This is a genomic window from Acrocarpospora pleiomorpha (genome assembly GCF_009687885.1).
Classification (GTDB): Bacteria; Actinomycetota; Actinomycetes; order Streptosporangiales; family Streptosporangiaceae; genus Acrocarpospora; species Acrocarpospora pleiomorpha.
The window spans coordinates 116,725-142,489 of sequence record NZ_BLAF01000025.1; the positions used below are offsets into that span (position 1 = coordinate 116,725).

Sequence of the window (25,765 nt, forward strand, 5' to 3'; positions counted from 1 at the left end):
GCTTCCCGGTGCATACTCTCGTTGAGAGGCAAGAAGATAAGTCCCAGTGCATAAACATACAATCCGGGGGGATTCAGGGTGAAAGCGGCCATCGCCGGAGCGAGCGGATACGCCGGGGGCGAGCTGCTCCGGCTCCTGCTCGCGCACCCCGGCATCCAGATCGGCGCGCTCACCGCGGGTTCGAGCGCGGGCACCACGCTCGGCGAGCACCAGCCCCACCTGCCCGCCCTCGCCGACCGGATCATCGAGCCCACCGGCCCCGACACCCTCAGCGGCCACGACGTCGTCTTCCTCGCCCTCCCGCACGGCGCTTCGGCCGCCATCGCCGCCCAGCTCGGCCAGGACACCCTGATCGTGGACTGCGGCGCCGACTTCCGCCTCAGCAGCGAGGCCGACTGGACCGAGTTCTACGGCGGCCCGCACGCCGGCACCTGGCCCTACGGCCTGCCGGAACTCCCCGGCCAGCGCGACGTCCTGGCGAACGCCAAGCGGATCGCGGTCCCGGGCTGCTATCCCACCTCGGTCACCCTCGGCTTGTTCCCGGCGTTCGCCGCGGGACTGGTCGAGCCCGACGTGGTGGTGGTCGCCGCGAGCGGCACCAGCGGCGCGGGGCGCTCGCTCAAGGCGTCCCTGCTCGGCAGCGAGGTGATGGGCTCGGTCAGCGCGTACGGCGTGGGCGGCACGCACCGGCACACCCCCGAGATGACCCAGAACCTCTCCGCCGTCGCCGGTCAGCCGGTCCGGGTATCCTTCACTCCGACGCTCGCCCCGATGGCGCGGGGCATCCTCGCCACCTGCTCGGCCCCCGCCACCCCCGGCCTGACCAAGGCGCGGCTGCGGGAGGCGTACCAGGAGGCGCTCAAGGACGAGCCGTTCACGCACCTGCTCCCGGAGGGCAGGTGGCCCGCGACCGCGATGACCCTCGGCGCCAACACGGCCGTGCTGCAGGTGGCGCTCGACGAGCGGGCCGGGCGCGTGATCGTCGTGGTGGCCATCGACAACCTGACCAAGGGCACCGCCGGGGGCGCGATCCAGAGCGCCAACCTCGCGCTCGGCCTGCCCGAGGAGCTAGGCCTGCCCACCACCGGCGTCAGCCCGTAAAGGAGAGCACCTCATGAGCGTGACCGCCCCCCTCGGCTTCCGAGCCGCGGGCATCGCCGCCGGCATCAAGAAGCGGCAGGGCCCGCCCGATCCGGCCAACGACAGCCGTGACCTGGCCCTGGTCGTCAACGACGGCCCGTCCAGGGCGGCCGCCGGAGTCTTCACCAGGAACCGGGTCAAGGCCGCCCCCGTGCTGTGGTCGGCGCAGGTCGTCGAGGGCGGCCTGGTCCGCGCCGTGGTGCTCAACTCGGGCGGCGCCAACGCCTGCACCGGGCCCGCCGGCTTCCAGGACACGCACGCCACCGCCGAGAAGGTCGCCGAGGTGCTCCAGGACTCGGCGGGGGAGATCGTGGTCTGCTCGACCGGCCTGATCGGTGAGCGGCTGCCGATGGACCCGCTGCTGGCGGGGATCGACACGGCCGCCGCCCAGCTGTCCCGGGACGGCGGCGTGGCCGCCGCGGACGCGATCAGGACCACCGACACGGTCAGCAAGATCGCCTTCAGAAGGGGCGAGGGCTACATGGTCGGCGGCATGGCCAAGGGCGCGGGCATGCTGGCCCCCGCGCTGGCGACCATGCTGAGCGTGCTCACCACCGACGCCGACCTGACCTCCCGGGAACTCGACGAGGTGCTGCGCCGGGCCGTCTCGGTCACCTTCGACCGGCTCGACGCCGACGGCTGCATGTCCACCAACGACACCGTGCTGCTGCTGGCCAGCGCCGCCTCCGGCGTCCGGCCCGACCTGGCCGAGTTCGAGCGCAAGGTCACCGAGGTCTGCGCCGACCTGTGCCGCCAGCTGCTGGTGGACGCCGAGGGCGCGAGCAAGGCGATCGCGATCGAGGTGGTCGGGGCGGCGTCGGTCGAGGACGCGGTGGACGTCGGGCGTACCGTGTCGCGGAGCAACCTGCTCAAGTGCGCCCTGCACGGCGAGGACCCCAACTGGGGGCGGGTGCTGAGCGCGGTCGGCACGACCGACGCGGAGTTCGAGCCGGACCGGCTGAACGTCGCGATCAACGGCATCTGGATCTGCCGGGGCGGTGCGGCCGGGGACGACCGGTCCAAAGTGGACCTGAGGCCCCGGGACGTGACGATCACCATAGACCTGTCCGCCGGCCCGCACTCGGCCACCATCCACACCACCGACCTGACCGCGGCCTACGTGCACGAGAACTCGGCCTACTCCTCATGACGCTGGAGAAAGCCCAGACCCTGATCGAGGCGCTGCCGTGGCTGGCGCGCTTCCACGGCGCCACCATCGTGATCAAATACGGTGGTCACGCCATGACCGAGGACCATCTGCGCGCGAACTTCGCCGACGACGTGGTCTTCCTGCGGTACGCGGGGCTGCGCCCCGTGATCGTGCACGGCGGCGGCCCGCAGATCAACGCCCACCTGGACCGGCTCGGCATCGAGTCGAGCTTCACCGCCGGGCTGCGGGTGACCACGCCGGAGGCCATGCAGGTGGTCAGGATGGTGCTGGTCGGCCAGGTCAACCGGGACGTGGTCGCCGCGATCAACCGGCACGGCCCGTTCGCGGTGGGCCTGTCCGGCGAGGACGCGCACCTGCTCACCGCCGAGCGCAAGCACGCGCTGGTGGACGGCGCCCAGGTCGACATCGGCCAGGTCGGCGAGATCGTCCGGGTGGACGCGGACACCGTCGTGGCGCTGCTCGACAACGGGCGCATCCCGGTCGTCTCCTCGATCGCGCGCGGCGAGGACGGCACCGTCTACAACGTCAACGCCGACACCGCCGCCGCCGCGCTGGCGGTGGCGCTGAAGGCGTCCAAGCTGATCGTGCTGACCGATGTCGAAGGCCTGTACGCGGACTGGCCGCACAGCACCGACGTGATCTCCGCCATCGAGGCCTCCGACCTGGCCGAACTGCTGCCGGGCCTGTCCGCGGGCATGGTCCCCAAGATGGAGGCCTGCCTGACGGCCGTGCGCGGCGGCGTGCCGCAGGCGCACGTGCTGGACGGCCGCAAGCCGCACGCGATCCTGCTGGAGATCTTCACCGACGAGGGCATCGGCACCATGGTCCGGCCCGACACCCCGAAGGAGCGGGCATGACCCTCTTTGACCGGTTCGAGCGGGCGTTCATGCCCAACTACGGGGTGCCGCCGGTCGCGCTCGCCCGCGGCGAGGGCACCCGGGTGTGGGACGTGGACGGCAAGGAATACCTCGACTTGATCGGCGGCCTCGCGGTCACCTCGCTCGGCCACGCCCATCCGGCGCTCGTCGAAGCCGTGTCCACCCAGGTCGCGACGCTCGCGCACACCTCCAACCTATTCCTGCACGAGCCGGAGGTGAAGCTGGCCGAGCGGCTGCTCGAACTGCTGGAGCACCCGGGCCGGGTCTTCCTGGCCAACTCGGGCACCGAAGCCAACGAAGCCGCCCTGAAACTCGCCATCAAATACGGCAAGACCACCGGCCGCACCTATGTCGTGTCGACTGAGATGAGCTTCCACGGGCGCACCCTCGGCGCGCTGTCGCTGACCGGCAAACCGTCCATCCGCGACCAGTTCGGGCCGTTCCCGGCCGATGTGCGTTTCGTCCCGTACGGCGACGCCGACGCGCTGGCCAAAGCCGTCGACGAGAACTGCGCGGCCGTCTTCCTGGAACCCACCCAGGGCGAGGCCGGGGTCGTGCCGCCGCCGGACGGGTACTTCGCCGCCGCGCGGGAGATCGCCACCCGGACCGGCGCGCTGCTGGTCGCGGATGAGATCCAGTCGGCCATCGGCCGTACCGGGCACTGGTTCGCGCACCAGGCGGACGGGGTACTCCCCGACATCCTCACCCTGGCGAAGGGGCTCGGCGGTGGCCTGCCGATCGGCGCGGTCGTCGGCTTCGGCGACGCTGGGACGATCTTCGCCACGGGGGAGCACGGTTCCACGTTCGGCGGCAATCCGGTCGCCTGCGCGGCGGCGCTGGCCGTGCTGGACAACGTCGATCTCGCCCATGTCCGCGTGGTGGCCCAGCGGCTGCGGGACGGGCTGGAGTCGATCGCGCATCCGCTGCTCAAGGGCGTACGCGGGCGTGGCCTCTGGCTGGCCACCGTGCTCACCGAGGACCGCGCCGCCCAGGTGCAGGCCGCCGCGCAGCGGGCCGGGCTCCTGGTCAACGCCGTCCAGCCCGACGCGGTCCGGCTGGCCCCGCCGCTGGTCATCACTCCGGCCGAGATCGACGCGTTCCTCGCGGCCTACCCCGCGATCCTTACAGAGGCCCAAAATGGTTAGACATTTCCTGCGAGACGATGATTTGTCGCCCGCCGAGCAGGCCGAGATCCTCGACCTCGCCGAAGCGATGAAGAAGGACCGGTACGGCTACCGCCCCTACGAGGGCCCCAAAACCGTCGCCGTCCTGTTCGACAAGCAGTCCACCCGCACCCGCGTCTCCTTCGCCGTCGGCATCGGCGACCTGGGCGGCCTGCCGCTGATCATCGACGGCGGCACCTCCCAGCTGGGCCGGGGCGAGCCCATCGAGGACACCGCCAGGGTCCTGACCCGCCAGGTCGCCGCCATCGTCTGGCGCACCTCCGGCCAGGACAGGATCGAGGCCATGGCCTCGGCCAGCGAGATCCCCGTCGTGAACGCGCTCACCGACAGCTTCCACCCCTGCCAGGTCCTCGCCGACCTGCAGACCATCCGCGAGCACAAGGGCGCCCTGACCGGCCTCACCCTCGCCTACTTCGGGGACGGCGCCAACAACATGGCGCACTCCTACCTGCTCGGCGGCGCCACGGCCGGCATGCACATCCGGATCTGCGCGCCCGGCGGCTACCACCCCGATCCGGCGACCGTGGCCGACGCCGCCGCCATCGCCGCGGCCACCGGCGGATCCGTCGCCGTGTTCGACGATCCCGCCGCGGCCGCCAGGGACGCCGACGTGCTCGCCACCGACACCTGGGTGTCCATGGGGCAGGAGGGCAAGGACGAGCGGATCGCGGCGTTCACGCCGTACCAGGTGAACGCCGACCGGCTCGCCGACGCGGCGCCCGGCGCGATCGTGCTGCACTGCCTGCCCGCCTACCGCGGCCTGGAGATCTCCGCCGACGTGCTCGACGGCGCGCAGAGCGTCGTCTGGGACGAGGCCGAGAACCGGCTGCACGCCCAGAAGGCCCTGCTGCACTGGCTGGACGCGCGATGAGCATCCCGCTGACCAAGACCGCCCGGCACGCCAGGATCGTCGAGCTGCTCACCCGCAACAAGGTCAGATCCCAGCCCGAACTGGCCAAACTGCTCGCCGAGAGCGGGGTGGAGGTCACCCAGGCCACCCTCTCCCGCGACCTGGACGAGCTCGGCGCGATGAAGCTGCGGGCCGACGACGGCACCCTCGTCTACGCCGTGCCCGGCGAGGGCGGCGAGCGCATCCCGCTCTACCGCACCGGGAACACCGGCGAGAACCCGGACGCCCGGCTGCGCCGGCTGGCCGAGGAACTCCTGGTGTCGGCGGAGGCGTCGGCCAACCTGGTGATCCTGCGCACCCCGCCGGGCGCCGCCCAGTTCCTCGCCTCGGCGATCGACCACGCCGACTGGGAGTCCATCCTCGGCACGGTCGCCGGGGACGACACGATTCTCGTCATCAGCCGCGACCCCCACGGAGGTGACGTTCTGGCCGAATCCATGCTTCGGCTGACCAACCGTTCGCGTACCAACTCACTGGAGAAGCAATCATGAGCGACCGCGTCGTACTCGCCTTCTCAGGCGGCCTCGACACCTCTGTGGCCATTCCGTTCCTGGCGGAGAAGATCAACGCCGAGGTCATCGCGGTGGCCGTCGACGTCGGCCAGGGCGGCGAGGACATGGAAGTGATCCGCAAGCGTGCCCTCGACTGCGGCGCGGTGGAATCGGTCGTGGTGGACGCCAGAGAGGAGTTCGCCGCCGACTTCTGCGTGCCCGCGCTGCAGGCCAACGCGCTCTACATGGACCGCTACCCGCTGGTGTCCGCGCTGTCCCGGCCCTTGATCGTCAAGCACCTGGCCGCCGCCGCGCAGCGCCACGGCGGGACGATCGTCTCGCACGGCTGCACCGGCAAGGGCAACGACCAGGTCCGCTTCGAGGCCGGCCTGGCCGCCCTGCACCCCGAGTTGAAGGTCATCGCCCCGGCGCGCGACTACGCGTGGACCCGCGACAAGGCCATCGCGTACGCGGAGGAGAAGAACCTCCCCATCGAGACCACCAAGAAGAACCCGTACTCCATCGACCAGAACATCTGGGGCCGCGCGGTCGAGACCGGCTTCCTGGAGGACATCTGGAACGGCCCGATCGAGGACGTGTACGCCTACACCGCCGACCCAGCCGAGCCCCGCGAGGCTGACGAGGTCATCATCACCTTCCAGTCCGGCGTGCCCGTCGCCCTGGACGGCCGCCCGCTGAGCCCGTTCCAGATCATCGCCGAGCTCAACACCCGGGCCGGCGCCCAGGGCGTCGGCCGCCTGGACATGGTCGAGGACCGCCTGGTCGGCATCAAGTCCCGCGAGGTGTACGAGGCCCCCGGCGCGATCACCCTGATCACCGCCCACATGGAGCTGGAGAACGTCACCGTCGAGCGCGACCTGGCCCGCTTCAAGCGCAGCGTGGACCAGCGCTGGGGCGAGCTGGTCTACGACGGCCTGTGGTTCTCGCCGCTGAAGAAGAGCCTGGACGCCTTCATCGCCGACGCCCAGCGGCACGTCACCGGCGAGATCCGGATGACCTTGCACGGCGGCCGCGCCGTCGTCACCGGCCGCCGCTCCGAGACCTCCCTGTACGACTTCTCACTGGCCACCTACGACACGGGCGACACCTTCGACCAGTCCCTGGCCAGGGGTTTCGTCGAACTTTGGTCACTGCCGAGCAAGATCGCCGCAGCCCGCGACGCGCGCGCCTGACCGCCGGACGGCGGGGCCTCGGCGAGGCCCCGCCGTCACCCTCCGGGGCCCAGGTCGGGTCGCCGCGCTGGGGCGGCCTTTTCAGGATCGCCCGGACGCTGTCCGGAATCTCTAGGGCACCTCAGGCCCGCCCCACCGAAGTTGCGACCCCTCGCAGGGGCGATGAGGACCGAGCGCACCGGCCTGCCCGTCGGCCGGGCCGACGTGTTGCGACCCCTCGCAGGGGCGATGAGGACCCGCTCCTTGGCCGTGCCCTCAAGGGTTGGCTGCCGTTGCGACCCCTCGCAGGGGCGATGAGGACGCCAGCGGCGGCGCGGGGTGCCAGCGAGACGGGCGGTTGCGACCCCTCGCAGGGGCGATGAGGACGGGACGGGCGCCCGCGGCGGTGTGGGAATGGGCAGTTGCGACCCCTCGCAGGGGCGATGAGGACTCCATCTCCGCCGCGCTGGCGTCGGTGAAGTTCAAGTTGCGACCCCTCGCAGGGGCGATGAGGACGAGTGGGGAATCAGGTGGCTGGCTGGCCGCGGCGAGCGGTTGCGACCCTCGCAGGGGCGATGAGGACCATCATGCTTAACGGCCGAACCCAGACGGCCTGGTAGTTGCGACCCCTCGCAGGGGCGATGAGGACGGCCGACCATGGCGGACCTGCGCGAGTCGGGCGAGATGTTGCGACCCCTCGCAGGGGCGATGAGGACCCCTGATATTCGCTATTCTCGATGACGTAGGCCACGTTGCGACCCCTCGCAGGGGCGATGAGGACTCCGGATCAACGCCCCCCACGTCCGCGTGCAGACCAAGTTGCGACCCCTCGCAGGGGCGATGAGGACCTCGCCTGCGTAGGTGGATTCGGCCGCGTACATGCGTTGCGACCCCTCGCAGGGGCGATGAGGACACCTTGCCGACCTCGCCCTGAACGGCGCGGAGTTCGGGTTGCGACCCCTCGCAGGGGCGATGAGGACCCCAAGGTAAAGCCGCTGGTCATCGCTGGTGGAGGCGACGGGTTTTGGGGCTGGTTTTCAGCGGACCTTCGGTTGTGCAGGAAAGCCCGGCGTGTCGCTGAAATCTGGCGCTATGGAGGAGTCAAGGAGCAGCGACCTTAAGGGTACAGGTCGGTACTTGCTTCCACGCTTGATACTGTCCTCTTTCGTTTCCCGATCATAGATCCACCTCGAACCAAACCACTCGGCCCTTTGGATGCTGGTGCCAACCCCAGGAGGATGCGATTTCCTGCACAATCCAAAGTCCTAGCCTCCTGGAACGATAAGGCTCCGAGAACGAGAACGGGTGCACTTCCGGGGCGCTATCAGCCGAGCCCTCGTCTATCACCTGCACGCGGATTGCATGTACGCCGCCGGTGACTATTATCCGTAGTCTCCCATTCGGAACTCGACCCGAATCCGAATGCCGCACAGAATTGGTAGCCAATTCCGTAGTGAGTAAGACTACTTCATGAAGGCGGTTGCGGCTTATCCCCGCACATACGCGTTGAACATACTTCCGTGCTCGGGACACCGCGTCCGCGTTACCGAGAAGATTGATGGCACCCATGAACGGGGTCAGAGATCCTCCGCTGTCCCTCGCGCTAGACATAGGTCCCGCCTGGCAAGAAGTAACACCAAAGACCCACCAGCGCGCTGACAGGCGCCCAGCGTCGGCCGGGGATCCCCTTTTGCGTTTGACGCCAACAGGGGCCCAGCCCGGTCCCCCGGCCCGGCCAGGCGCAACCGTTCACTTCTCCTCCCGACGGCCCCGATGACGAGCGATCGTCTTGTGCCATTCCTGCTCGGAGGGCCACTTCTCCGCCGGGGTGACGTAGCTCCCGGTGTCGGCGATGGTGTACACCCAGTTCTTCTCCCGCAGTGCGGCTGTGGCTTCTCCTGCCGTGACCAGACTGGTCTGGAATCGCTTGGCGAGCATTCTCCGGCTCGGGATCTGGCGGCCTGGCGGTATGTCACCGGCGCGGATCCGCGTGGCCAGTTCGTCGGCGATCACCAGATAGGTCGGCATCACCTGGGGGGCGGGTGTGGTGTCCTCCGGTCCGACGAACGTGCCCGCCCCCGCCACCGTGTGTGCCAGGTGCCGGGTACGCAGCGCCTCATGCGCCTTCCGCGAGGTCGTGATCGAGACGTTGTATTGCTGGGCCAGTTCGGTCTGGCTGCCGATCCGGTCTCCGGGCACCAGTTTCCCCTGATGGATCTGCTTCTCGATGTCATTGGCGATCCGCACGTACAGCGGGTCTTCATCCCCGTCGCTCAGGTCGCGAGATGGGCGTCCCGGACCTCTGCCGGCTTCCTTCACCCAGTCCCGCTCGTCCGGGAGGCCTTTGTCTTTGTGGGTCATCATCTATTCCCGCCCCCAGCGGGACCTGTTTGGTTGAGGCGCGACACCATTGACTCCTCTGGGCGGGCCGTTCAAGGGCCGCGAAGGTAGGTGTGCGTGACTTCAATCTCCCGGCCGGGGTGATCGGGCCTCCTCAGCCAGGCGTTCAACTCGGGCGTACAGGAGGCCCTCCCACGTCTTAGGGGTCCCCCGGGGGTGGTCGGGCCTCCCACCAGCCGTGCTGCAAACTCGGGCGGGTAGGAGGCCCTTCCACGTCTTGGGCGGCTCGGGCCACAAATGAGGCGCGACACCAAGAACTTTCGCTGAGCGGTCAAAGGCCGCGAAGATAGGTGAGGGTGACCTGGATCTCTCGAGACAGTTTCGTCGCCGCAGGATCGGTGAAGGCGGCCAGATCGGTCAGCGCGAGTTCCCACTGGGTACGGGCCTGTGGGAGGCGTTGCATCGAGGCTAGGGCCTTGCCCATCCCGACCAGGCTCAACGCCTGATGCCAGCGGTCGCCCAGATCGCGGTGGACCGCTTCGGCGGCGCGGTGCAGGCTAACCGCCTCCGCCGCGCGGCCCTGCGCCCGGTGGGTTTCCGCGGCTGCGGCCAGGGCCAGGGCTTCGCCGCCGCGCTCGCCGAACTCGTGGTGGATCTCGGCGGCGTGCTGGTAGGTCTCCAGCGCGTCGGCGGGCTGCCCAGCTGCGAGCTGCACATGGCCGAACTCCAGCAGCCGGGTTGCTCGCCACGTCGGGTTGCCAACGGTGGTGGTGGCGATGGCCAGGGCGGCGTCTATAGAGGCTCGGGCGCTGACCAGGTCCCCTTGGGTCCGCTGGGCGCGGGCCAGGAGGAACAGCGCGTGGCCTTGGCAGGAGCGGTCGTGGAAATGGTCGAAGACTTCCGCGATTTCGCCGAGGATGTGCGCGGCCTCCGCCGCCCGGTCCAGTTCGATCAGTGTTTCCGCTTCGTTGGTGCCGGTCACGGCCACCCCGTGGGCCATGTCGTCGAGTTCGGCGAAGATGAGCGAGCTGTCCTCAAAGTGCATGCGGGCTTCCCGCAGGTGGCGTCGGCTCAGGGCAAGCAGGCCGAGCGCGTTCACCGAACGTGCCTGGCCGAAACGGTCGCCCAGACGGCGGTAGATCACCAGCGCGTGACGATGATGAGATTCGGCTTCCCGTGGGCGGTAGGTCTGGGCGTACAGGTCGCCGAGGCTTTCGGCGGCCAGCGCCTGACCGGTGAGGTCGCCGTCGGCGACGGCGGAGGCGGCGCCGATGGTGGCCACTTCTTGCCAGTCGGTGAAGGCGTTGCGCTGGGCGTAGACGGCGCGCAGCACGGCCGACATCCGCCAGGCCAGCCCGTGCAGCCCGGCCTGCGCAGCCGTACGGACAATGGAGACGATGGTGGCCCGCTCGGCTTCCCACCAGGCCGCAGCGGCCCGCGGCGTGTCGAAGGTCTTGGGCGTGACCCCGGCCGGGACCTCCTCCTCCAAGTCGTAGGCATCGCACGGGGCCAAGGCATCCTGGACCCAATCACAGGTGTGCAGATACCAGCAGACCAGCCGTACCAGCGCGTCATCTGCCTGTCTGGCGGATGGCCAGGCCCGCTCGGCAGCGTGGGTACGCAACGGCTCATCGAGCCGGTACCGGCCGGGCACCACCCGTTTGGCTAGACCCACCCCGTGGAAACTCTCCAACAGGCTCAGGATCGGCCCAACCCGACTCCCGTCCAGCGCGGCAGCCGACTCCGCCGAGAAATCGGCCCCTGGATGCAACCCAAGCAGCCCGAACAGCCGCACGGCATCATCGGACAGCGCGAAGAATCCTTCCTCTCGTACAGAGCGCGTCTGGACGTCCATTGCTCTTCCTACCTCTCGGTTTGGCTGATCCGGAGGAAACTGCCAGGAACGTGCATGACAAGGAGAGGCCGCGTCGGCAGGCAGGAAACAGCGAAAGGGAAGGACCCTCTCGCGCCGCCGCGCCGGACATCTTCCGCCTCCACAGGACCTCTTCCTGATCAAGCCTCGGTCAGTCGCAAACCCGGCCTTGGGCGCTCGCTTCGGATTTGGCACGCCGAGGAGAGACGCGAGCCTGTCCGCTGTGGACACCTCGTCACCGACTTGGCCGAACTCATAGCCCCGCTCAGTGACGTAATGGCCGGGGACCAACTTGATCGTCTCGACCATGCATGCTGCTGCGGCAAGATTCGTAACCATGAGGCGAGAGGCCACGCAGTGGTCGGTAGTCAGTCCACGTCCCACTGGGAGCGTGGCAAGCTGCTTCAGCGCCGTCGTGCTCGTCATAAGGTCGAGTACACCGGCGGCGTTCATCGGCCGGGAGATGACATCTGATGACACGGAGCAAAAGCCGAAATGCCCAAATCGCTGACGATTACCGGGTCTCGATCCACTCAGCATCGAGAGCTGTCGGAATACAGGGACCTCTTCGCCGCCTATATCGGCCCGTTTGCTGTCCCGGATTCGCATTTCTACCTCGGTGGAGCCAGCGGGATTGATTCGCTCGCCCTGCTGTGGTTGTCCGATAACACCTCCGCCCGCCTCACGGTAGTCGTCCCGGCGACGCTCGCCGACCAACCCGCTGACGCCCGGCACGCTGTTGCGACGGTTCGGGACAGCGGGCGGCTTGATGATCTAGTAGAACTGAAAGGCGAAGCTCGGACGACGGGTTATCACGCGCGCAATCGCTGGATGGTGGACCGCAGTGAGTTCATCATCGGATTCCCGCTCGCTACTGATCTGTCCAGCGGGACGGCCTATACCCTTGACTACGCGGCCACCCATGGGAAACCTAGGCTGATCGTGCCGATCTGAAAGTCTGCCCGTGTTTTACTGCACGTATGGGCACCACCCGGCCAAGTGCCGATATCCTGAGACGCCTTCGACAGGCTCGGGGCTGGTCATGGGCGTACCAGGCCCGCTTGTTGCGCGACCTGGCTCAGACGCTGCAGTTTGCGCGCATTGGATCGAATTCTGTCGCGAGCATCCAGCGGACAATCGCGCGGTGGGAGAACGGCACCAGCACTCCGGACGATCGGTACCAAGTCCTCCTCGCCCACGCCTTCGCGCGCACGCCCACAGGTGATGTCTCTCTAGGCCCCGGCTCAGACTTCGCCGTGCTTCTGAACGCCTTCGAAGAGGCAGGTACAGCCCGGCAAACGTTGGACGAGTTGACCGCGGCCGTGGCGGCGGTCGGGACCGACATGGGCCTGGCGGCGTTCCTCAGCGAGCCGTTGCGAGCTGACATCGCGCGCGCCTTGGCCGATGGCAGCACTATGGAGCTCGACATCCTGGACCGGTTGGGCGACGCGAGCGCTGCCGTGAATCGGCAGATCGGTACGGTCCCGTTCGTGCGGCTGCACTTGGCCCAAGCGGCAATCGTTGAGGTGTGCCGCCGACTACTCGGCCGCCACGCGCACACGCCCATCCGCGCACGGATGGTGGAGGTGGCCGGTGTCACGCTCTCGCTGGCCGCCAGGCTGGCGTTCGAGAATCACGACGATGCGGCCGCACTCGCCCTTTACGATGAGGCCACATCCCTGCCATTCGAAGCTGGTCAGGAGCATAGACGCGCTCTCATCCGCACGAGCCAGACCATGGTGGTCTACTACGCGACCGGGGATCTTGAGAGGGCCAACGCCATCGCCAACGCCGCCGTTCAGGAGGCACGTCGGGGAGCGAGCGTGGTCGTCCGCGCCCGTTGCCATGCCTTGCAGGCCGAGATGGCCGCTCGCTCCGGCAAGGAACGGCACGCCCGCACAGCGTTGCATCTGGCCTGGCATGATCTTGATTTGGACACCACAAGCGATCCGGCCGTGGACAGCTTCACGCCCGGCCATCTCCAGGGCTTCGTAGGCGTCTGCGGCATCTTCATCGGGGAGGCCGAGAAGGCTGAGCAGCAGCTGGCCAGCTCGGCGGCAGCATTGACCGGGTTCCGCGACGCCGTTCAGCGTGGCATCGTCCTCGCCGACCGGGCACTCGCCGTACTCCGCACCGGTGCGCCCGGAGCGGCCGAGGCTACAGCTGGGCTGCTGCACGAGTGCGTCGACTTGACCGCCGCGACCCGCGCACGCGTGCCGGCCCAGCGGCTCCGGCAGACCCGACTTGCCTTGCGGCCCTGGCGTACAGACACGTTCGTAGCCGATCTTGACGACCACATTCATACCGCCCTCGTCGGACTCTGAGGCGGCTGGGCCCTTCCCCGGAGTTGGGTGCTGCGTGGGAGATCGCGACCCTCGTAGGGGCGATGAGGAATTGTGCGTGTATTGCTACCAACTCCACTGGCCGCAGTGTTGTGACCCCTCGCAGGGGCGATGAGGACTTCGGCGCGGTGAATCCAGGCGCGAAGTATCGGTTGTGACCCCTCGCAGGGGCGATGAGGACCCCCCATGCCGCCGACATGATTGTCAACTCACCGTTGCGACCCCTCGCAGGGGCGATGAGGACGAGGGCATCTGGGGTGGCACGACGAAGGCGGAACGGTTGCGACCCCTCGCAGGGGCGATGAGGACATCGGAACTGGTCTGCGGTGAGCCCACGCCCACAAGTTGCGACCCCTCGCAGGGGCGATGAGGACCGGTGAGCCGGTGGACGCCGAAGTCGTCGATGACGTGTTGCGACCCCTCGCAGGGGCGATGAGGACGTGGATGCGCGGGCCGGCGTAGAACGCGGTGTGAGGTTGCGACCCCTCGCAGGGGCGATGAGGACCGAAGATCGCCGGAATCGACCTCGACGAACTGGAGTTGCGACCCCTCGCAGGGGCGATGAGGACCTGGGAGATCGGGCCCAAAGCCATCAGCCCAGCCCGTTGCGACCCCTCGCAGGGGCGATGAGGACTCAGGTCACGGACGACGAGTTCATCACGTGCGTCAGGTTGCGACCCCTCGCAGGGGCGATGAGGACCCCGGCCCCCTACCGGATCGGCAACCCGCCCTACGCGTTGCGACCCCTCGCAGGGGCGATGAGGACCGGACCGAGTGCCTGTGCCAGCGGGTCGAGTCACTCGTGTTGCGACCCCTCGCAGGGGCGATGAGGACAACAGCTCGATCTGCACGCCCTCCCACGACGTCGCCGTTGCGACCCCTCGCAGGGGCGATGAGGACCTTCGTAGCCACCATGCGAACAGCAGCCCCCTCGTTGCGACCCCTCGCAGGGGCGATGAGGACCGGCAGGGCCGTCCCGGTCGAGGAACTTTGGCCGGTTGCGACCCCTCGCAGGGGCGATGAGGACTTCCCCGTGGGGGTAGAGCGCCAGCAGCGTGGTGTGTTGCGACCCCTCGCAGGGGCGATGAGGACGTGGGGGTGGGGCCGAGGGCGGCAGGCCCAGCAACGTTGCGACCCCTCGCAGGGGCGATGAGGACCAATGAGAAAGCGTCCCGTCCTCATCGAGATAAATGCGTTGCGACCCCTCGCAGGGGCGATGAGGACCCGGAGGGCTGGGCGTAGACGTCGGCGATGTTGGCGTTGCGACCCCTCGCAGGGGCGATGAGGACGCCAGCTCGGCGGCCTCGGCCGGACTGTGCCCCTGCCGTTGCGACCCCTCGCAGGGGCGATGAGGACAGCCGAACGGCTCCTTCGGCCGGGCCGACTTCACCGGTTGCGACCCCTCGCAGGGGCGATGAGGACCCGAACAGCAGGCCGCCTACGTCCAACACACACACGTTGCGACCCCTCGCAGGGGCGATGAGGACGTCGTGGTGGGCTTTGTCGATCCAGTTGCGCCATGCCGGTTGCGACCCCTCGCAGGGGCGATGAGGACTGGGGAGTGTCCCCGCCACCAGCGCCTGGGAGTCGTGTTGCGACCCCTCGCAGGGGCGATGAGGACGCTAGCCCAGCGGTTCGGCTGGCGGGTCGAGATCCAGTTGCGACCCCTCGCAGGGGCGATGAGGACCGGCCTCATCGTGCCGAAAATCACCCGGATGCACATGTTGCGACCCCTCGCAGGGGCGATGAGGACTCAAGAGGCCCGACGAGGAGTACTTGGAGAGGCTGGTGTTGCGACCCCTCGCAGGGGCGATGAGGACCGAGTCCCTCGGGTTGTCGGCCGACCAGATGGTGTTGCGACCCCTCGCAGGGGCGATGAGGACAAGGCGTACAGCTCGCCGGTGTCCGCCTCCTCCGAGTGTTGCGACCCCTCGCAGGGGCGATGAGGACCTGGTGGTGTACGGCTACTACGCCTTCACCGTCCAGGTTGCGACCCCTCGCAGGGGCGATGAGGACGTCATCACCACCAACGCGACCACCGACCTCCACTTCGAGTTGCGACCCCTCGCAGGGGCGATGAGGACCCGGTCTGCAGCGGGGAGTAGCCCAGGATGTGCTGGTTGCGACCCCTCGCAGGGGCGATGAGGACCCCAAGGTAAAGCCGCTGGTCGTTGGCGGTGGGGGCGGCGGGTTTTGGGGCTAGTTTTCAGCGGACCTCCGGTTGTGCAGGAAAGCCCGGCGTGTCGCTGAAATTTTGGCGCTATAGAGGGGTCAAGGAGCTGGGTTAAAGGATATCCGTGGGTTCAGGTTCGGTGGCTCCCCAGGCGAGGTGTTGAGGGGTGCTGCCGGGCGGGAAGGTGTAGACGATGACGCTGTAGTAGGTGAGATCGAGGACGGTGGTGACGGAGGCTTGGAAACGGCGTAGTTGGGCTCCAGGCCGAGCGCGTACTTCCAGTCGATCCTCGCCCGGACAGCCTCAGCGGCTTGGCGGTCGGACAGGCCTTCGCCGAACTGCAAGATGGACACCAGCGCCAGACGGGCTGGAGAGAGCGGGTCGTCCCAGGGCCGAGAAGGCGGCGGCGAAGTCCTGATCTCGAAACAGCACGCCCAGCTCGTCGCGGATCCGGATCGCCATGCTCCCCTTGGGGAACGCGGCCCGCGCCACCTCGACGGTGATGCTCGGGATCAGCTCGGATTCGACTTGGCGCAGCGACACCACGACCCGCTCTCGGCAAGATCAACGGTGTCCTTGTAGATGGGGCGGGCGTTCTTGTTGCTGCCCCTCGCAGGGGCGATGAGGACAAGGCCGAACGCAACGCCCAGGCCGCCAACACCGTCCGGTTGCTGCCCCTCGCAGGGGTGATGAGGACCGCCTCCTCCAGGCCATCCACGCCGCCACCGAACAGTTGCTGCCCCTCGCAGGGGCGATGAGGACCGTGGACTCCAAGGACGCCGAACGCCGCAAGCACTTGTTGCTGCCCCTCGCAGGGGCGATGAGGACGTCCCAGCCCCGAGTGACACGGAACCGGTTGCCGCGTTGCTGCCCCTCGCAGGGGCGATGAGGACCCGCACGCCGGACACGTCCACTCGTCCGGGCCGTCATGTTGCTGCCCCTCGCAGGGGCGATGAGGACTAATCGCCTTCGGGTAGTGGCGGCCGTGCTTGCCCGCGTTGCTGCCCCTCGCAGGGGCGATGAGGACCTCGGCGCGGATCGACCCCTGCACACGTAGACGTTGAGTTGCTGCCCCTCGCAGGGGCGATGAGGACGAGGAGCCGCTTCACCTGCTCACGCCGGACTCCCTGTTGCTGCCCCTCGCAGGGGCGATGAGGACCCGGATGAGCGAGACCACCCCGCTGGAGACCTTGCGGTTGCTGCCCCTCGCAGGGGCGATGAGGACATCCGCGCCCGCTGCTCATTCAGCGCGATCTGCATGTTGCTGCCCCTCGCAGGGGCGATGAGGACCGCCGCGTTTCCGGTCGCGCAAGGACAACCGGCAGGGTTGCTGCCCCTCGCAGGGGCGATGAGGACTCGGGGGCGAGCAGTAGCTGGTCCAGCCGCCATCGCGGTTGCTGCCCCTCGCAGGGGCGATGAGGACCAGCGAACACCTCCGGGTTGGCCCGGCGCAGTAAGAGTTGCTGCCCCTCGCAGGGGCGATGAGGACCCCACGGTAAAGTCCCAGCTCAAAGCTCGTGGAGTCGATGCTCTTCGTTCGCGGAATGCAGCGAACCACCGGTTATGCATGTGACCCCGGCGGTTTGCTGCAATCATCATCAATGATGATGATCTTGATTTGGGAGCTGAAGCGCAAGGTATTCGGTCTTCACGTAGTACGGAACAAAAGCGTACAGAAGTGCGCCGCCATGCTCGGAATCGGTCATTCCTATGATGTCCGCCCGAAATAGTCTTTTAGTTGGGCAGGCTGAGGCTACTTCGAGTCATCTGTGCGGGGCGTGGTCGATGCGCTGTCGCCTGGTTCTGGGCGATTGGCCAGCCACCGCAAGAATCGGAAGGCTCGCTCGCTGTGTGCCTCCTTGCCGAACAGTAGGGTCACGACCACAGTTATGATCAAGACCATCTGAACGCCCGTTACCAGTGGACCAACGCTTGGGTGCATGAACCAGGCACCCGTCGAAGTACCGACTAGAACCCCACCTGCGCCTGCAATCCAACTGCGTCGCAGCCTGCCGCCGGGAGACACCCTAAGCGCCAGCCCGGCAGTCAGTGCGCTCCACTGCCTGGTCTGCTGCTATGGGAGGGGGTTCAGCATTTCTAGCTTTTCTGTCCACCGGACAAGCCTCCTGCTCGGTAGTAAGCTGATTGCAATATTTCTCCCTCGTGGTGGCCTGAGGATATACGCCGGACCGACGGCCGCGAGAGTCATTCGCCCGAATACGGGGTTGCAATGTAGTCAGCTGCGTGCATGCGGAGCAGGCGAAGATCTATCTCATCGTCCCTTCGAGGGGCTGGCGCGTTACGAAGTGCCGATTGGGCTGGGTAGCCCTGGCGTTTCTGGCTGATGTGATCACCTGAGGTAGCTTTCTTCTACCCAGATCCGGATCTATCGCCATACGCCCAACTTTTGTCGGTGCGTGCCGCTAGAGTCTGGCGCGGTCCAAGATGGAGGTGGAAGGCTGCATGCGGTTACGGATCGAGATATCCACGCTGGCCCGGGAGATCCCGTGGCAGAGCGTATTGATGCCTGGTCGAGGCTTTTGTTACGACTTGCTAGCCAAAGGTGCTCCCGAACTCGGTAAGCGGTTGCATGATCAGGGCTTGAGTCCGCACGGATTGGTTCCCTTCGGCTACAGCGGCCCTGTCTTTCCGACGGCTCCGCGTAGACGAGGGGCTTATACAGCATCTGGTCGTGGTTACGTGGAGCTGGGTAGTCCCTTGCCTGAGGTGATTGCTGGGTGGTCGGTGGCGCTTATCGGTTGTCGACTGATCGATTGGGGTGGCGTGGCGCTTCGTGTTCATGGAATCTCGCTTGTGGAGGGAGGCGATTTCGCCTCTGGCCGAGCGAGGTTTCGGACGCGTACTCCGGTGGTGATGAAGGGTTCGGGTCGCGACGATTCGGGCGAGAGGATCACGCGGCAGGCGTGGGTGCTGCCGGCTGAGCCGGAGTTCGCTGCTTACCTCCAAAACAATCTGTGTCGGAAGGCCGAGTCGCTCGGTCTGGAGCCGTTGGTTCAGCTTGAGCAGATCACCTGGGTTGGGCCGAAACGCTCCTTCGCGGTAGGTGGGGGCCTGAAGCCTGGCGCGGCTATAGAGGTCCAGCTGACTGGGGAGCCGCACCTCCTGCATGCTCTTCGCGACTGGGGGCTGGGCCAGGCGAATGCTGCCGGGTTCGGGTGGGTGGCCGCATGAATTCTGATCAGTCTCCGGTCGTTTTGACGCCGCATCCGCTACAGCGGGTCGGCGCGTACGCCCTGGCCGCACTTGCCGGTGTCGACTCGCCTGAGGAGATGACGGCCGAGTCGTTCGAACGCGCCTACAACTTGATGACCAAGCATCTCCTGCTGACTGCCAGGGTGGAGGGGAGTAAGGATCCGGGCGGCTTCTGGTTGGGCGCGAGCTATACGTATTGGCCTAATGCGAGCGGGCTGAACACCACCAACCGAAAGAAGATATCCCCGGATGAGCGCCGCGAGCAGATGCGAGCGTGGCGAACTTTCCCGGAAACGGGACCAGATGCGCCATGCATGCTCTGTGGACGGGCATCGTGCGGATTTTACGGAAAGGTCGATCTCCCGCTCGGCGCCAGCACGTCGTATCGCAATACGACGGTGCCTGGTCACGATGGCTTGGCGTTGTGCCGGGGCTGCCTGGCAAGCTTTCATGCCTTGCCGTACGGCTGCAGCCTCAAAGGCGGCAAGGCGGTGACGCTTCACAGCTGGGACGACGAGTTTTTGGCCAGGGCGGTGCCGACGCAGGTTCAGCGGACCAAAGAAGCGGCAGCCTTGACGACTGCGGGGATCAAGTCCGGGCCGTACGCGCGCGAAGTGGAGGCGCTGCGCTGGCTGCGTGGCTATGGGGCAAGAATCACAGAGATGGTCGAGCTGTTCGTTTTCAGCAACAGCAACAAGGAACAGACGCTGGACATCCATGGGCTGGATCAGCCTTTGGCTGAATGGTTGCGCACCACTATGCAGGACACGCGCAACCCGGATGGGTTCCGCTATCTGATCCGTGCCCATCAAACCGAGAAGATTCCTGGCACGGCGCTACTGGCCCGCAATGCCTTTCGCAACCCTCCCGCAGTGGCGCAGCGAGTTGTCAGCTATCTCGTCGGTCTGGCCGTGGAGAAGGATGCTCTGCCGATCGAGGCCCGTCCTCTAACCGAGTTGTGTCTTTCGTACGTGACAGAGGTGTTGCACGTGAACCAACGAGACGTTGATCGAGTCAAGGAACTGGCTGCCCGCGTCGCCGGGGTGTTGGCCGCCAAACCTGAGCGAGGAACACTCAAGAGTTACGAACACATGCATCGCGAATCCCGCAGGTTGGAAGGCTGGCTCAAGGAACAAGCCGTCCGCTGGACACTTCAACCCGACCAGGAGGGCTCCTTCGTTACCGATGAGCAGTGGCGGCTGCTTTTTGATTCCGACGGGCGCAGCCGACTCCACCGCGACATCCTCTTGATCAGCGTGCTGCAGGAGTTGAGTCAACTCAACTGGCTCAAGGGCGTTCCTGAGGATCCTGATGAACGAGCCGACCGCGACGATGACGGCCTCTCAATTTAAGGAGCAGCAGTGACCTATCTGACCGGAAAGATTGCCCTCGATATCGATGCGGGCGCTCCGAACAACGGCCGCGGCGACAACAACCGGGGCGAGGTCAAGCACCTGTGGATCGGTCGGGATAAGCATCCCTACGTCTCGGCCCAAGCGTTCCGCCGTTGGCTGCGTGACAGCCTGCCGGTAACCGAGGCCGCCTCTCCGGTCATCCGGACCGGTTCAGGCGCCAAGCAGCAGGCGTACACATCCGGTCGGCCCGACAAACACCTGGACGATGACCTGTTCGGCTACATGGTCGCCATCAAGAACGAGAACTATCAGCGCGACACTGTGCTGGCCACGGGCACTCTTGTCTCGGTAACCCCCCGTCAGCCTGCCATGGACTTCGGGACGATGAGCCGCGGTTTTGCCGCTGGCGAGAATCCCGTCATCCATGAGCACGAGCATTACTCGGCGGAACTGGGGGGAGGCATCCTGCTTGACCTGCCAAGGGTGGGTACTTTCGAGCTCGACGGGGGCGGACTGCGGCGCACGCTGTCTGCTGACGCCGCCAAGGAGGCACTGGGCGCGGGGGCCGTAGAAGTACAACTTCGCGGAATGAGCTGCCTGCGGCTGCCGCTGGAAGAACGACGTCGCCGAGTCGCAGTGCTGCTGCGTACGCTCGCGGAGGTCCGGGGTGGCGCCAAGCGGGCGCTTCACTATGGCGATCGGACGCCAGCCCTGGTGTTGCTGGCTCCTGTCAAAGGCGGAAACAACCCATTCACCCGCGTGCTGGCCGCCGAAAACAACCAGACAGTTTTTGACACAGACGTCCTTCGCGAGGAGGTTGATGTCTGGGCGGATGAACTGGACGGTCCCGTCCTCCTGGGCTGGGCACCAGGGTTCCTCGGCGACCAGCGAGAGGTCGCCAGCAAGAATCTCGCCGACCTGATCAACGATGGCCGCCTCACGATCGGCCACCCGCGCGTACTACTGCGTGCGCTGGCCGATGGAATTCAGGCGGGCCGGCACGATGACTGGTTTGAGGACCCCGCCCGGTGACTCTTGCACTCGAGGTCGAGGTAACTGCCCCGGTCGTGTCATTCCGGAATCCCCTCTACGCCGGAGTTCAGGTCGGGCTACCCTGCCCGCCGCCCTCAGCCATCGGCGGGCTGCTGGCCTCTACCGTTGGCGGCTGGGCGCACATGCCGATTCACACCCGGTTCGCAGTCTGCTTCACCGCTGGCGGGAGTGGAACCGATCTGGAGACCTATCATCCGCTGGACGCCAAGGGCGCTAAGACTTCCCCAACGCCTAAGGATCGTGAATTCCTGGCGGACATCCGCCTTCGGCTGTGGCTCATCAGTGACCTGGATCTGTGGGAGGGAGCCTTCCGTCGACCTGTTTGGCCCCTTCGATTCGGCCGTAGCCAGGATCTGGCAAGTGCCCGCACCCGCCGGGTGGTTCTGAACGACGGATACGGAACGCAGGGTCAAGCATTGATCCCGGCTGACAGATCCAGCGCAGGCGCCTTGCTGCGGCTGCCGACATCAGTGAGTATCGACCGGGCCAACTCCATCTGGAAGACCTACCGGTACGCCACCACGCGCGGCGATGTCCAGATCGGTGGCGAGTACGTCACTGACCAGGGCCAGGCCGTGACAATGTTGGACGCCGTCCACCCCGCCAACTACTGGCCGACGTCATGAGAAAGCTCAGCCATACCTGGGCTAAAAGCCCACGGAAGAATCAGCAAACGGGAGAGCTGCTAACCGCGCACTCAATGGCCGCGCTGGAGGCAGCCCAACTGCTGTCGTCCAGGGTGGGGCGCATCGCCGTCCTCCCTGGGGACTTTTGGCGGTGGGCTTGCCTGGCTTGCCTGCTGCATGACGCTGGAAAGGTCGCCGAAGGCTTTCAACTCCAAGTAGGTAACGGCCCGGCTCAAGCACGAAGATGGGGAGAGCGCCACGAGGTGCTTTCGCTGGGATTCGTCTCCCATGTTCTGGCCGACCTCCCGCAGGCGGATCGAGAGTGGGTCGCCCTGGGCGTGGTTACCCACCACAGGCCGTTGACCGGCCTCGGTGACCGCTGCATCTTCGCTCGCCACGCCGACCCCGATCCGGCTTCGTTCATCAGCCGATTCGGTCCTGTCGAACTTCCATTGGTTACTGAATTGGCAGCCTGGCTCACGGCCAAGGCACAAGGAGCGGCGTTGCTGAGCTCCGTTCCCTCTGGGATGCAGCCGGCTGATGTCTACCGTTTGGCCCACCAGATGCTGGACGCCCTGAAGGACCGGTGGGATCGCATCATGAGCCGGCGTTCAGGCCTGGCCGCCGTTCTGCTGCAGGGCGCCGTCACTCTCGCTGACCACGTCTCTTCCGCGCACGGCAGCTTGCAGACCCGCCAGCCAATAGATGCCGCCTTCGCGCATGCACTCTCCGCAGGGGTCAAGCTCCACAAACATCAAGAACTGGCGGCAGCCGTACAAGGCCATCTGCTTCTCAGGGCTCCGACTGGGTCAGGCAAGACCGAAGCGGTCGAACTGTGGGCGGCAACCCAAGTTGAGGCGATCCGAAAGACGTGCGGCGGCGAGCCGCGCGTGTTTGACACGCTGCCCTACCTGGCATCGATCAACGCGATGGCGACCAGGATCGGAAATCAGCTGGGAGATACGGCCCTGGTTGGCGTCGCCCACTCGAAAGCGGCCTCCTATCACCTCAACCAGTCCGTATGTGACGACTCCAACGTCGACACGATCCAAGCGGCCAAGAAGGCGGTAGCACGAGGAGAGGCGACCCGGCTATTCCAGGAAATGGTCAGAGTGGGCACCCCCTACCAATTGATGCGCGGAGCGCTTGCCGGACCCGCTCATGCGGGCCTGCTTATCGACGCGGCCAACTCGGTGTTCATTCTGGACGAGTTGCATGCCTATGACACCCAGCGCATGGGCATCATTTTGGCCATGCTCGGGTTGTGGGAAGAACTTGGCGGGCGAATCGCCGTCATCTCCGCCACGTTACCCAGAGCGCTTTCCGCGCTGTTGTGTGATGCTCTGGCCCAGGAGCCAACCGAGGTGAACGCGCTCGACGATGGTTGGGCCGTCCGCCATCGGCTGTCGGTCTGCCCAGAGCCTCTGACTTCGGCCTCATCCATCGAAAAGATTGCTGCTCGGCTTCAGGCGAATGAGGCTGTGCTCCTGGTAGCCAACAACATCGCTGACGCGCGCCTGCTCTACAATGCGCTCGGACCACTCGCCGGCCAACTGCACGGTCCAGGCGCGGCCTTGCTATTGCACTCCCGATTCAAGGCCGGGGACCGGGCGAAGATAGAGAAGCAGATCATGGAGCGGTACGGGGTCGGCGTTCCCCACATGCCCGGATTACTGGTATCCACCCAGGTAGTCGAGGTTTCACTGAACGTGGATTTCAGCAGTATCCACACTTCCGGCGCCCCGCTGGAAGCGCTGCTGCAACGGTTCGGCCGAGTGAACCGCCTCGCAAAACGCGAACCCGCTGACGTCATCGTCCACCACCCCGACTACCGAAAACGTCGTTCTGGAACTGCGTTGTGGGCCGACGGAGTTTATGATGAAGCGCCCACAAAACTGACCATGGGAATCCTGGAGCGCAACCATGGCGCCATGCTTGACGAAAAGGTCACCGGCGAGTGGCTCGACGAAATCTACGACTCGCCATGGGGAATTCAGTGGGCTGAAGACGTCACCAGTCATCGCGAACAATTCAGCGAGGCCTTCCTGCAGTTCAAGCTTCCTTTCGACGACCGAACCAAATTAGCTGATGAGTTCGACGAGATGTTCGATGGCATCGAGGCTGTACTGGCCGACGACATCGACAACTACACCACGGCACTGAACTCAACAGATGAGAAATCTGCCGGACGGCTGCTTGCTTCCGAATATCTGCTGCCGCTCCCGCACTACGCCGTTCGCCTGGGTCGGTTCGATCGAGATCTCCGTGTAGTGGTAATCGACGCCGAATACGACGCTGAATCCGGCCTCGGCACGATCCGCACCGACAAGGATGGCCCGGTCTATCTGCTCGGCGAGCTGCTGTGATCGGCGCGGCCGATGTCGGCGGGGTCCACGTGAAGTACCTCTACCACTGTCCGCGGCAGCTCTGGCTGTATGTGCGGGGCATACGCCCAGAACATCTCAGCGACCGAGTCCAACTCGGCGAGGCCGTACATGAGACTTCTTACCGGCGTAGTCAGCCGGTCGACCTTGGCGCGGCCAAGCTGGATCACTTGGACGGGGCATTGTGGGTTCACGAGGTCAAGTCTTCGGCGGTATCGCGCGCGGCCGACAACGCACAGGCCATCCACTACTGCTACCGCCTCCATGAGGTCGGCATCGACGCCAAGGGAGCCATCCTCCACTACCCCGCGACACGCCGTACCATCCGCATTCCCTATACGACAGAGCAAGCGGCCAAGGCAGCCGCTGACGTGGTCACCGTCCTTGAAACCGTCGCCGCCCCCAGCTCACCTCCTCGCCTGGCTCGTCCAGCCTGTAAAGGGTGCAGCTATATCGACTACTGCTGGATGGAATGAATGCCCAGCGCCGCGCGTACATACTGGCTCACCACAGCCTGCCGGATCCGCCGCCAAGACCAGTCGTTAGTTATCGAACGTCCCGATGACAAGCCTGTCCACATCCCCATCACCGACGTGCGTGACATAGTCGCGTGCGAACCGGTAGACGTGAACACCGCAGTCGTCAGCCTGTTGAACCGCCACCGGATCAATATCCACCTACTCAGCCACTACGGGGACTACGCAGGATCACTGCTCACCTCCGAGACAAGCACCTCAGGCGAGACCGTTGTCGCTCAAGCACGGTTATCCACCGACCCCACTGCCTCGCTGAAGATCGCCAGGAGCTTGGTCCGCGCGGCGGCTTTCAATGTGCGCCGGGTGGTCGAGCGGACATTGCTGGCGCGGCCGTACGCGGTGCTGGAGGAATCCGTAGAGGCATCCACCACAACCGAGCAACTGATGGGCGCGGAAGGCACCTTCCGCCGGTCAGCTTGGGAAGTTCTGGATACTCGCCTTCCCGACTGGCTACAACTCCACGGCCGGAGCCGTCGCCCGCCCCGCAATGCGGGGAACGCCTTTATCAGCTACGCCAACGGCGTCACCTACGCACGCATCCTGACCGCCGTACGACTCACTCCACTGCACAGCGGAATCGCGTTCCTGCACAGCACGATGGAACGGCAGCGTCATTCGCTCGTGCTAGACCTCGCCGAGGTGTTCAAACCCCTCTTCGCGGAGCGCCTGCTCCTCCGCCTGGCAGGCCGAGGTCAGTTGAAGGAGCACCACTTCGACGTCAACTCCAGTCAGGCGATGCTCAGCACAACGGGTCGCAAGCTCGTCGTTCAGACCATTCGCGACGAGCTCGGCGTCACCGTCCAGCACCGGGGGCTCGGCCGCAAAGTCGCCTACGACGAGTTGCTCTACCTTGAAGCCCTTCAGCTGACACGAACCTGCTTGGAAGACCAGCCATACAAGCCGTTCCGGATCTGGTGGTAACGA

19 protein-coding genes, 1 pseudogene and 3 CRISPR repeat arrays are annotated in these 25,765 nt (G+C 66.2%); of the genes and pseudogenes, 16 read left to right on the plus strand and 4 right to left on the minus strand.

The features are described 5' to 3' along the window. The first annotated feature begins 78 nt into the window (after positions 1-78). From argC to Aple_RS22825, 7 genes are read left to right on the plus strand one after another with little or no spacing between them, the layout of a single operon-like run. Positions 79-1,101 carry an N-acetyl-gamma-glutamyl-phosphate reductase gene (argC, locus tag Aple_RS22795; protein ID WP_155346692.1) on the plus strand — a complete coding sequence of 341 codons (1,023 nt, stop codon included), beginning with the start codon at positions 79-81 and terminating at the stop codon, positions 1,099-1,101. A gap of 13 nt (positions 1,102-1,114) precedes the next feature. Continuing rightward, positions 1,115-2,290: a bifunctional glutamate N-acetyltransferase/amino-acid acetyltransferase ArgJ gene (gene argJ, locus Aple_RS22800; protein ID WP_155346693.1), complete on the plus strand. Its 1,176-nt coding sequence runs from the start codon at positions 1,115-1,117 to the stop codon at positions 2,288-2,290. Continuing rightward, positions 2,287-3,168, plus strand: coding sequence for an acetylglutamate kinase (argB, locus tag Aple_RS22805; RefSeq protein ID WP_155346694.1), 882 nt, complete (start codon positions 2,287-2,289; stop codon positions 3,166-3,168). Before argJ ends, argB begins: the two co-directional genes overlap by 4 nt. After that, the gene (locus Aple_RS22810) at positions 3,165-4,334 is read left to right on the plus strand and encodes an acetylornithine transaminase (protein WP_155346695.1); all 1,170 of its coding nucleotides are present in this window, start codon (positions 3,165-3,167) and stop codon (positions 4,332-4,334) included. The genes argB and Aple_RS22810 overlap by 4 nt, the downstream gene beginning before the upstream one ends. Further along, entirely contained in the window at positions 4,327-5,244 is a 918-nt protein-coding gene (gene argF / locus Aple_RS22815; RefSeq protein WP_155346696.1) for an ornithine carbamoyltransferase, read from the plus strand. Before Aple_RS22810 ends, argF begins: the two co-directional genes overlap by 8 nt. Continuing rightward, positions 5,241-5,774: an arginine repressor gene (locus Aple_RS22820; protein ID WP_155346697.1), complete on the plus strand. Its 534-nt coding sequence runs from the start codon at positions 5,241-5,243 to the stop codon at positions 5,772-5,774. The genes argF and Aple_RS22820 overlap by 4 nt, the downstream gene beginning before the upstream one ends. Then, a complete protein-coding gene (locus tag Aple_RS22825; protein WP_155346698.1) occupies positions 5,771-6,967 on the plus strand; it encodes an argininosuccinate synthase in 1,197 nt (398 codons plus the stop codon). The genes Aple_RS22820 and Aple_RS22825 overlap by 4 nt, the downstream gene beginning before the upstream one ends. 140 nt (positions 6,968-7,107) lie before the next feature. After that, a CRISPR array of direct repeats spans positions 7,108-7,926; the repeat unit is 30 nt; unit sequence GTTGCGACCCCTCGCAGGGGCGATGAGGAC. Between the two features lie 196 nt (positions 7,927-8,122). Here the strand turns inward: Aple_RS22825 and Aple_RS56345 are convergent. From Aple_RS56345 to Aple_RS22840, 3 genes are all read right to left on the minus strand, one after another. Further along, positions 8,123-8,557: an ATP-binding protein gene (locus Aple_RS56345; protein WP_155346699.1), complete on the minus strand. Its 435-nt coding sequence runs from the start codon at positions 8,555-8,557 to the stop codon at positions 8,123-8,125. A gap of 138 nt (positions 8,558-8,695) precedes the next feature. Next, on the minus strand, positions 8,696-9,310 hold the full coding sequence (locus Aple_RS22835) for a GntR family transcriptional regulator (protein ID WP_155346700.1): 615 nt from the start codon (positions 9,308-9,310) through the stop codon (positions 8,696-8,698). A gap of 307 nt (positions 9,311-9,617) precedes the next feature. After that, positions 9,618-11,141 (minus strand): tetratricopeptide repeat protein, encoded by a 1,524-nt coding sequence (locus Aple_RS22840; protein WP_155346701.1) that lies wholly within the window; start codon positions 11,139-11,141, stop codon positions 9,618-9,620. Positions 11,142-11,654: 513 nt separating this feature from the next. On the opposite strand from Aple_RS22840, the gene Aple_RS22845 reads away from it, so the two are divergent. Together Aple_RS22845 and Aple_RS22850 are read left to right on the plus strand one after the other, a co-directional pair. Continuing rightward, positions 11,655-12,113, plus strand: a complete 459-nt coding sequence (locus Aple_RS22845; protein WP_155346702.1) for a hypothetical protein — start codon at positions 11,655-11,657, stop codon at positions 12,111-12,113. A gap of 26 nt (positions 12,114-12,139) precedes the next feature. Then, complete coding sequence (locus tag Aple_RS22850; protein WP_486303362.1) at positions 12,140-13,483, plus strand: helix-turn-helix domain-containing protein; 1,344 nt, start codon at positions 12,140-12,142, stop codon at positions 13,481-13,483. Positions 13,484-13,590: 107 nt separating this feature from the next. Further along, positions 13,591-15,651: a CRISPR direct-repeat array (repeat unit 30 nt; unit sequence GTTGCGACCCCTCGCAGGGGCGATGAGGAC). A 280-nt stretch (positions 15,652-15,931) separates the two neighbouring features. Here Aple_RS22850 and Aple_RS22855 read toward each other — a convergent pair. Then, positions 15,932-16,217: pseudogene (locus Aple_RS22855) on the minus strand (transposase); the annotation flags it as partial. A 56-nt stretch (positions 16,218-16,273) separates the two neighbouring features. Beyond that, positions 16,274-17,163: direct repeats of the CRISPR family, unit length 30 nt; unit sequence GTTGCTGCCCCTCGCAGGGGCGATGAGGAC. A 1,034-nt stretch (positions 17,164-18,197) separates the two neighbouring features. Between Aple_RS22855 and Aple_RS22860 the strand changes: the two are divergent. Genes Aple_RS22860 through cas1b form a run of 7 tightly spaced genes read left to right on the plus strand, consistent with a single transcriptional unit; the run spans position 18,198 to position 25,762 of the window. Beyond that, complete coding sequence (locus Aple_RS22860) at positions 18,198-18,866, plus strand: CRISPR-associated endoribonuclease Cas6 (RefSeq protein WP_246264714.1); 669 nt, start codon at positions 18,198-18,200, stop codon at positions 18,864-18,866. Further along, positions 18,863-20,239, plus strand: coding sequence for a hypothetical protein (locus Aple_RS22865; RefSeq protein ID WP_155346705.1), 1,377 nt, complete (start codon positions 18,863-18,865; stop codon positions 20,237-20,239). The genes Aple_RS22860 and Aple_RS22865 overlap by 4 nt, the downstream gene beginning before the upstream one ends. A gap of 9 nt (positions 20,240-20,248) precedes the next feature. Then, positions 20,249-21,274 carry a type I-B CRISPR-associated protein Cas7/Cst2/DevR gene (cas7i, locus tag Aple_RS22870; RefSeq protein WP_155346706.1) on the plus strand — a complete coding sequence of 342 codons (1,026 nt, stop codon included), beginning with the start codon at positions 20,249-20,251 and terminating at the stop codon, positions 21,272-21,274. Further along, positions 21,271-21,921, plus strand: coding sequence for a CRISPR-associated protein Cas5 (cas5, locus tag Aple_RS22875; RefSeq protein WP_155346707.1), 651 nt, complete (start codon positions 21,271-21,273; stop codon positions 21,919-21,921). Before cas7i ends, cas5 begins: the two co-directional genes overlap by 4 nt. Next, positions 21,918-24,287 (plus strand): CRISPR-associated helicase Cas3', encoded by a 2,370-nt coding sequence (cas3, locus tag Aple_RS22880; protein WP_155346708.1) that lies wholly within the window; start codon positions 21,918-21,920, stop codon positions 24,285-24,287. Before cas5 ends, cas3 begins: the two co-directional genes overlap by 4 nt. 29 nt (positions 24,288-24,316) lie before the next feature. After that, positions 24,317-24,781, plus strand: coding sequence for a CRISPR-associated protein Cas4 (locus tag Aple_RS22885; RefSeq protein ID WP_246264712.1), 465 nt, complete (start codon positions 24,317-24,319; stop codon positions 24,779-24,781). Further along, entirely contained in the window at positions 24,782-25,762 is a 981-nt protein-coding gene (gene cas1b / locus Aple_RS22890) for a type I-B CRISPR-associated endonuclease Cas1b (protein WP_155346709.1), read from the plus strand. It begins immediately after the preceding gene. The last annotated feature ends 3 nt before the right edge of the window (positions 25,763-25,765 follow it).

Coding starts and splice junctions, on each gene's coding strand:
- argJ (WP_155346693.1), top strand. CDS start 1,115: ATGAGCGTGACCGCCCCCCTCGGCTTCCGAGCCGCGGGCATCGCCGCC.
- argB (WP_155346694.1), top strand. CDS start 2,287: ATGACGCTGGAGAAAGCCCAGACCCTGATCGAGGCGCTGCCGTGGCTG.
- Aple_RS22810 (WP_155346695.1), top strand. CDS start 3,165: ATGACCCTCTTTGACCGGTTCGAGCGGGCGTTCATGCCCAACTACGGG.
- argF (WP_155346696.1), top strand. CDS start 4,327: ATGGTTAGACATTTCCTGCGAGACGATGATTTGTCGCCCGCCGAGCAG.
- Aple_RS22820 (WP_155346697.1), top strand. CDS start 5,241: ATGAGCATCCCGCTGACCAAGACCGCCCGGCACGCCAGGATCGTCGAG.
- Aple_RS22825 (WP_155346698.1), top strand. CDS start 5,771: ATGAGCGACCGCGTCGTACTCGCCTTCTCAGGCGGCCTCGACACCTCT.
- Aple_RS56345 (WP_155346699.1), bottom strand. CDS start 8,557: ATGTCTAGCGCGAGGGACAGCGGAGGATCTCTGACCCCGTTCATGGGT.
- Aple_RS22835 (WP_155346700.1), bottom strand. CDS start 9,310: ATGATGACCCACAAAGACAAAGGCCTCCCGGACGAGCGGGACTGGGTG.
- Aple_RS22840 (WP_155346701.1), bottom strand. CDS start 11,141: ATGGACGTCCAGACGCGCTCTGTACGAGAGGAAGGATTCTTCGCGCTG.
- Aple_RS22845 (WP_155346702.1), top strand. CDS start 11,655: ATGCCCAAATCGCTGACGATTACCGGGTCTCGATCCACTCAGCATCGA.
- Aple_RS22850 (WP_486303362.1), top strand. CDS start 12,140: ATGGGCACCACCCGGCCAAGTGCCGATATCCTGAGACGCCTTCGACAG.
- Aple_RS22860 (WP_246264714.1), top strand. CDS start 18,198: ATGCCTGGTCGAGGCTTTTGTTACGACTTGCTAGCCAAAGGTGCTCCC.
- Aple_RS22865 (WP_155346705.1), top strand. CDS start 18,863: ATGAATTCTGATCAGTCTCCGGTCGTTTTGACGCCGCATCCGCTACAG.
- cas3 (WP_155346708.1), top strand. CDS start 21,918: ATGAGAAAGCTCAGCCATACCTGGGCTAAAAGCCCACGGAAGAATCAG.
- cas1b (WP_155346709.1), top strand. CDS start 24,782: ATGCCCAGCGCCGCGCGTACATACTGGCTCACCACAGCCTGCCGGATC.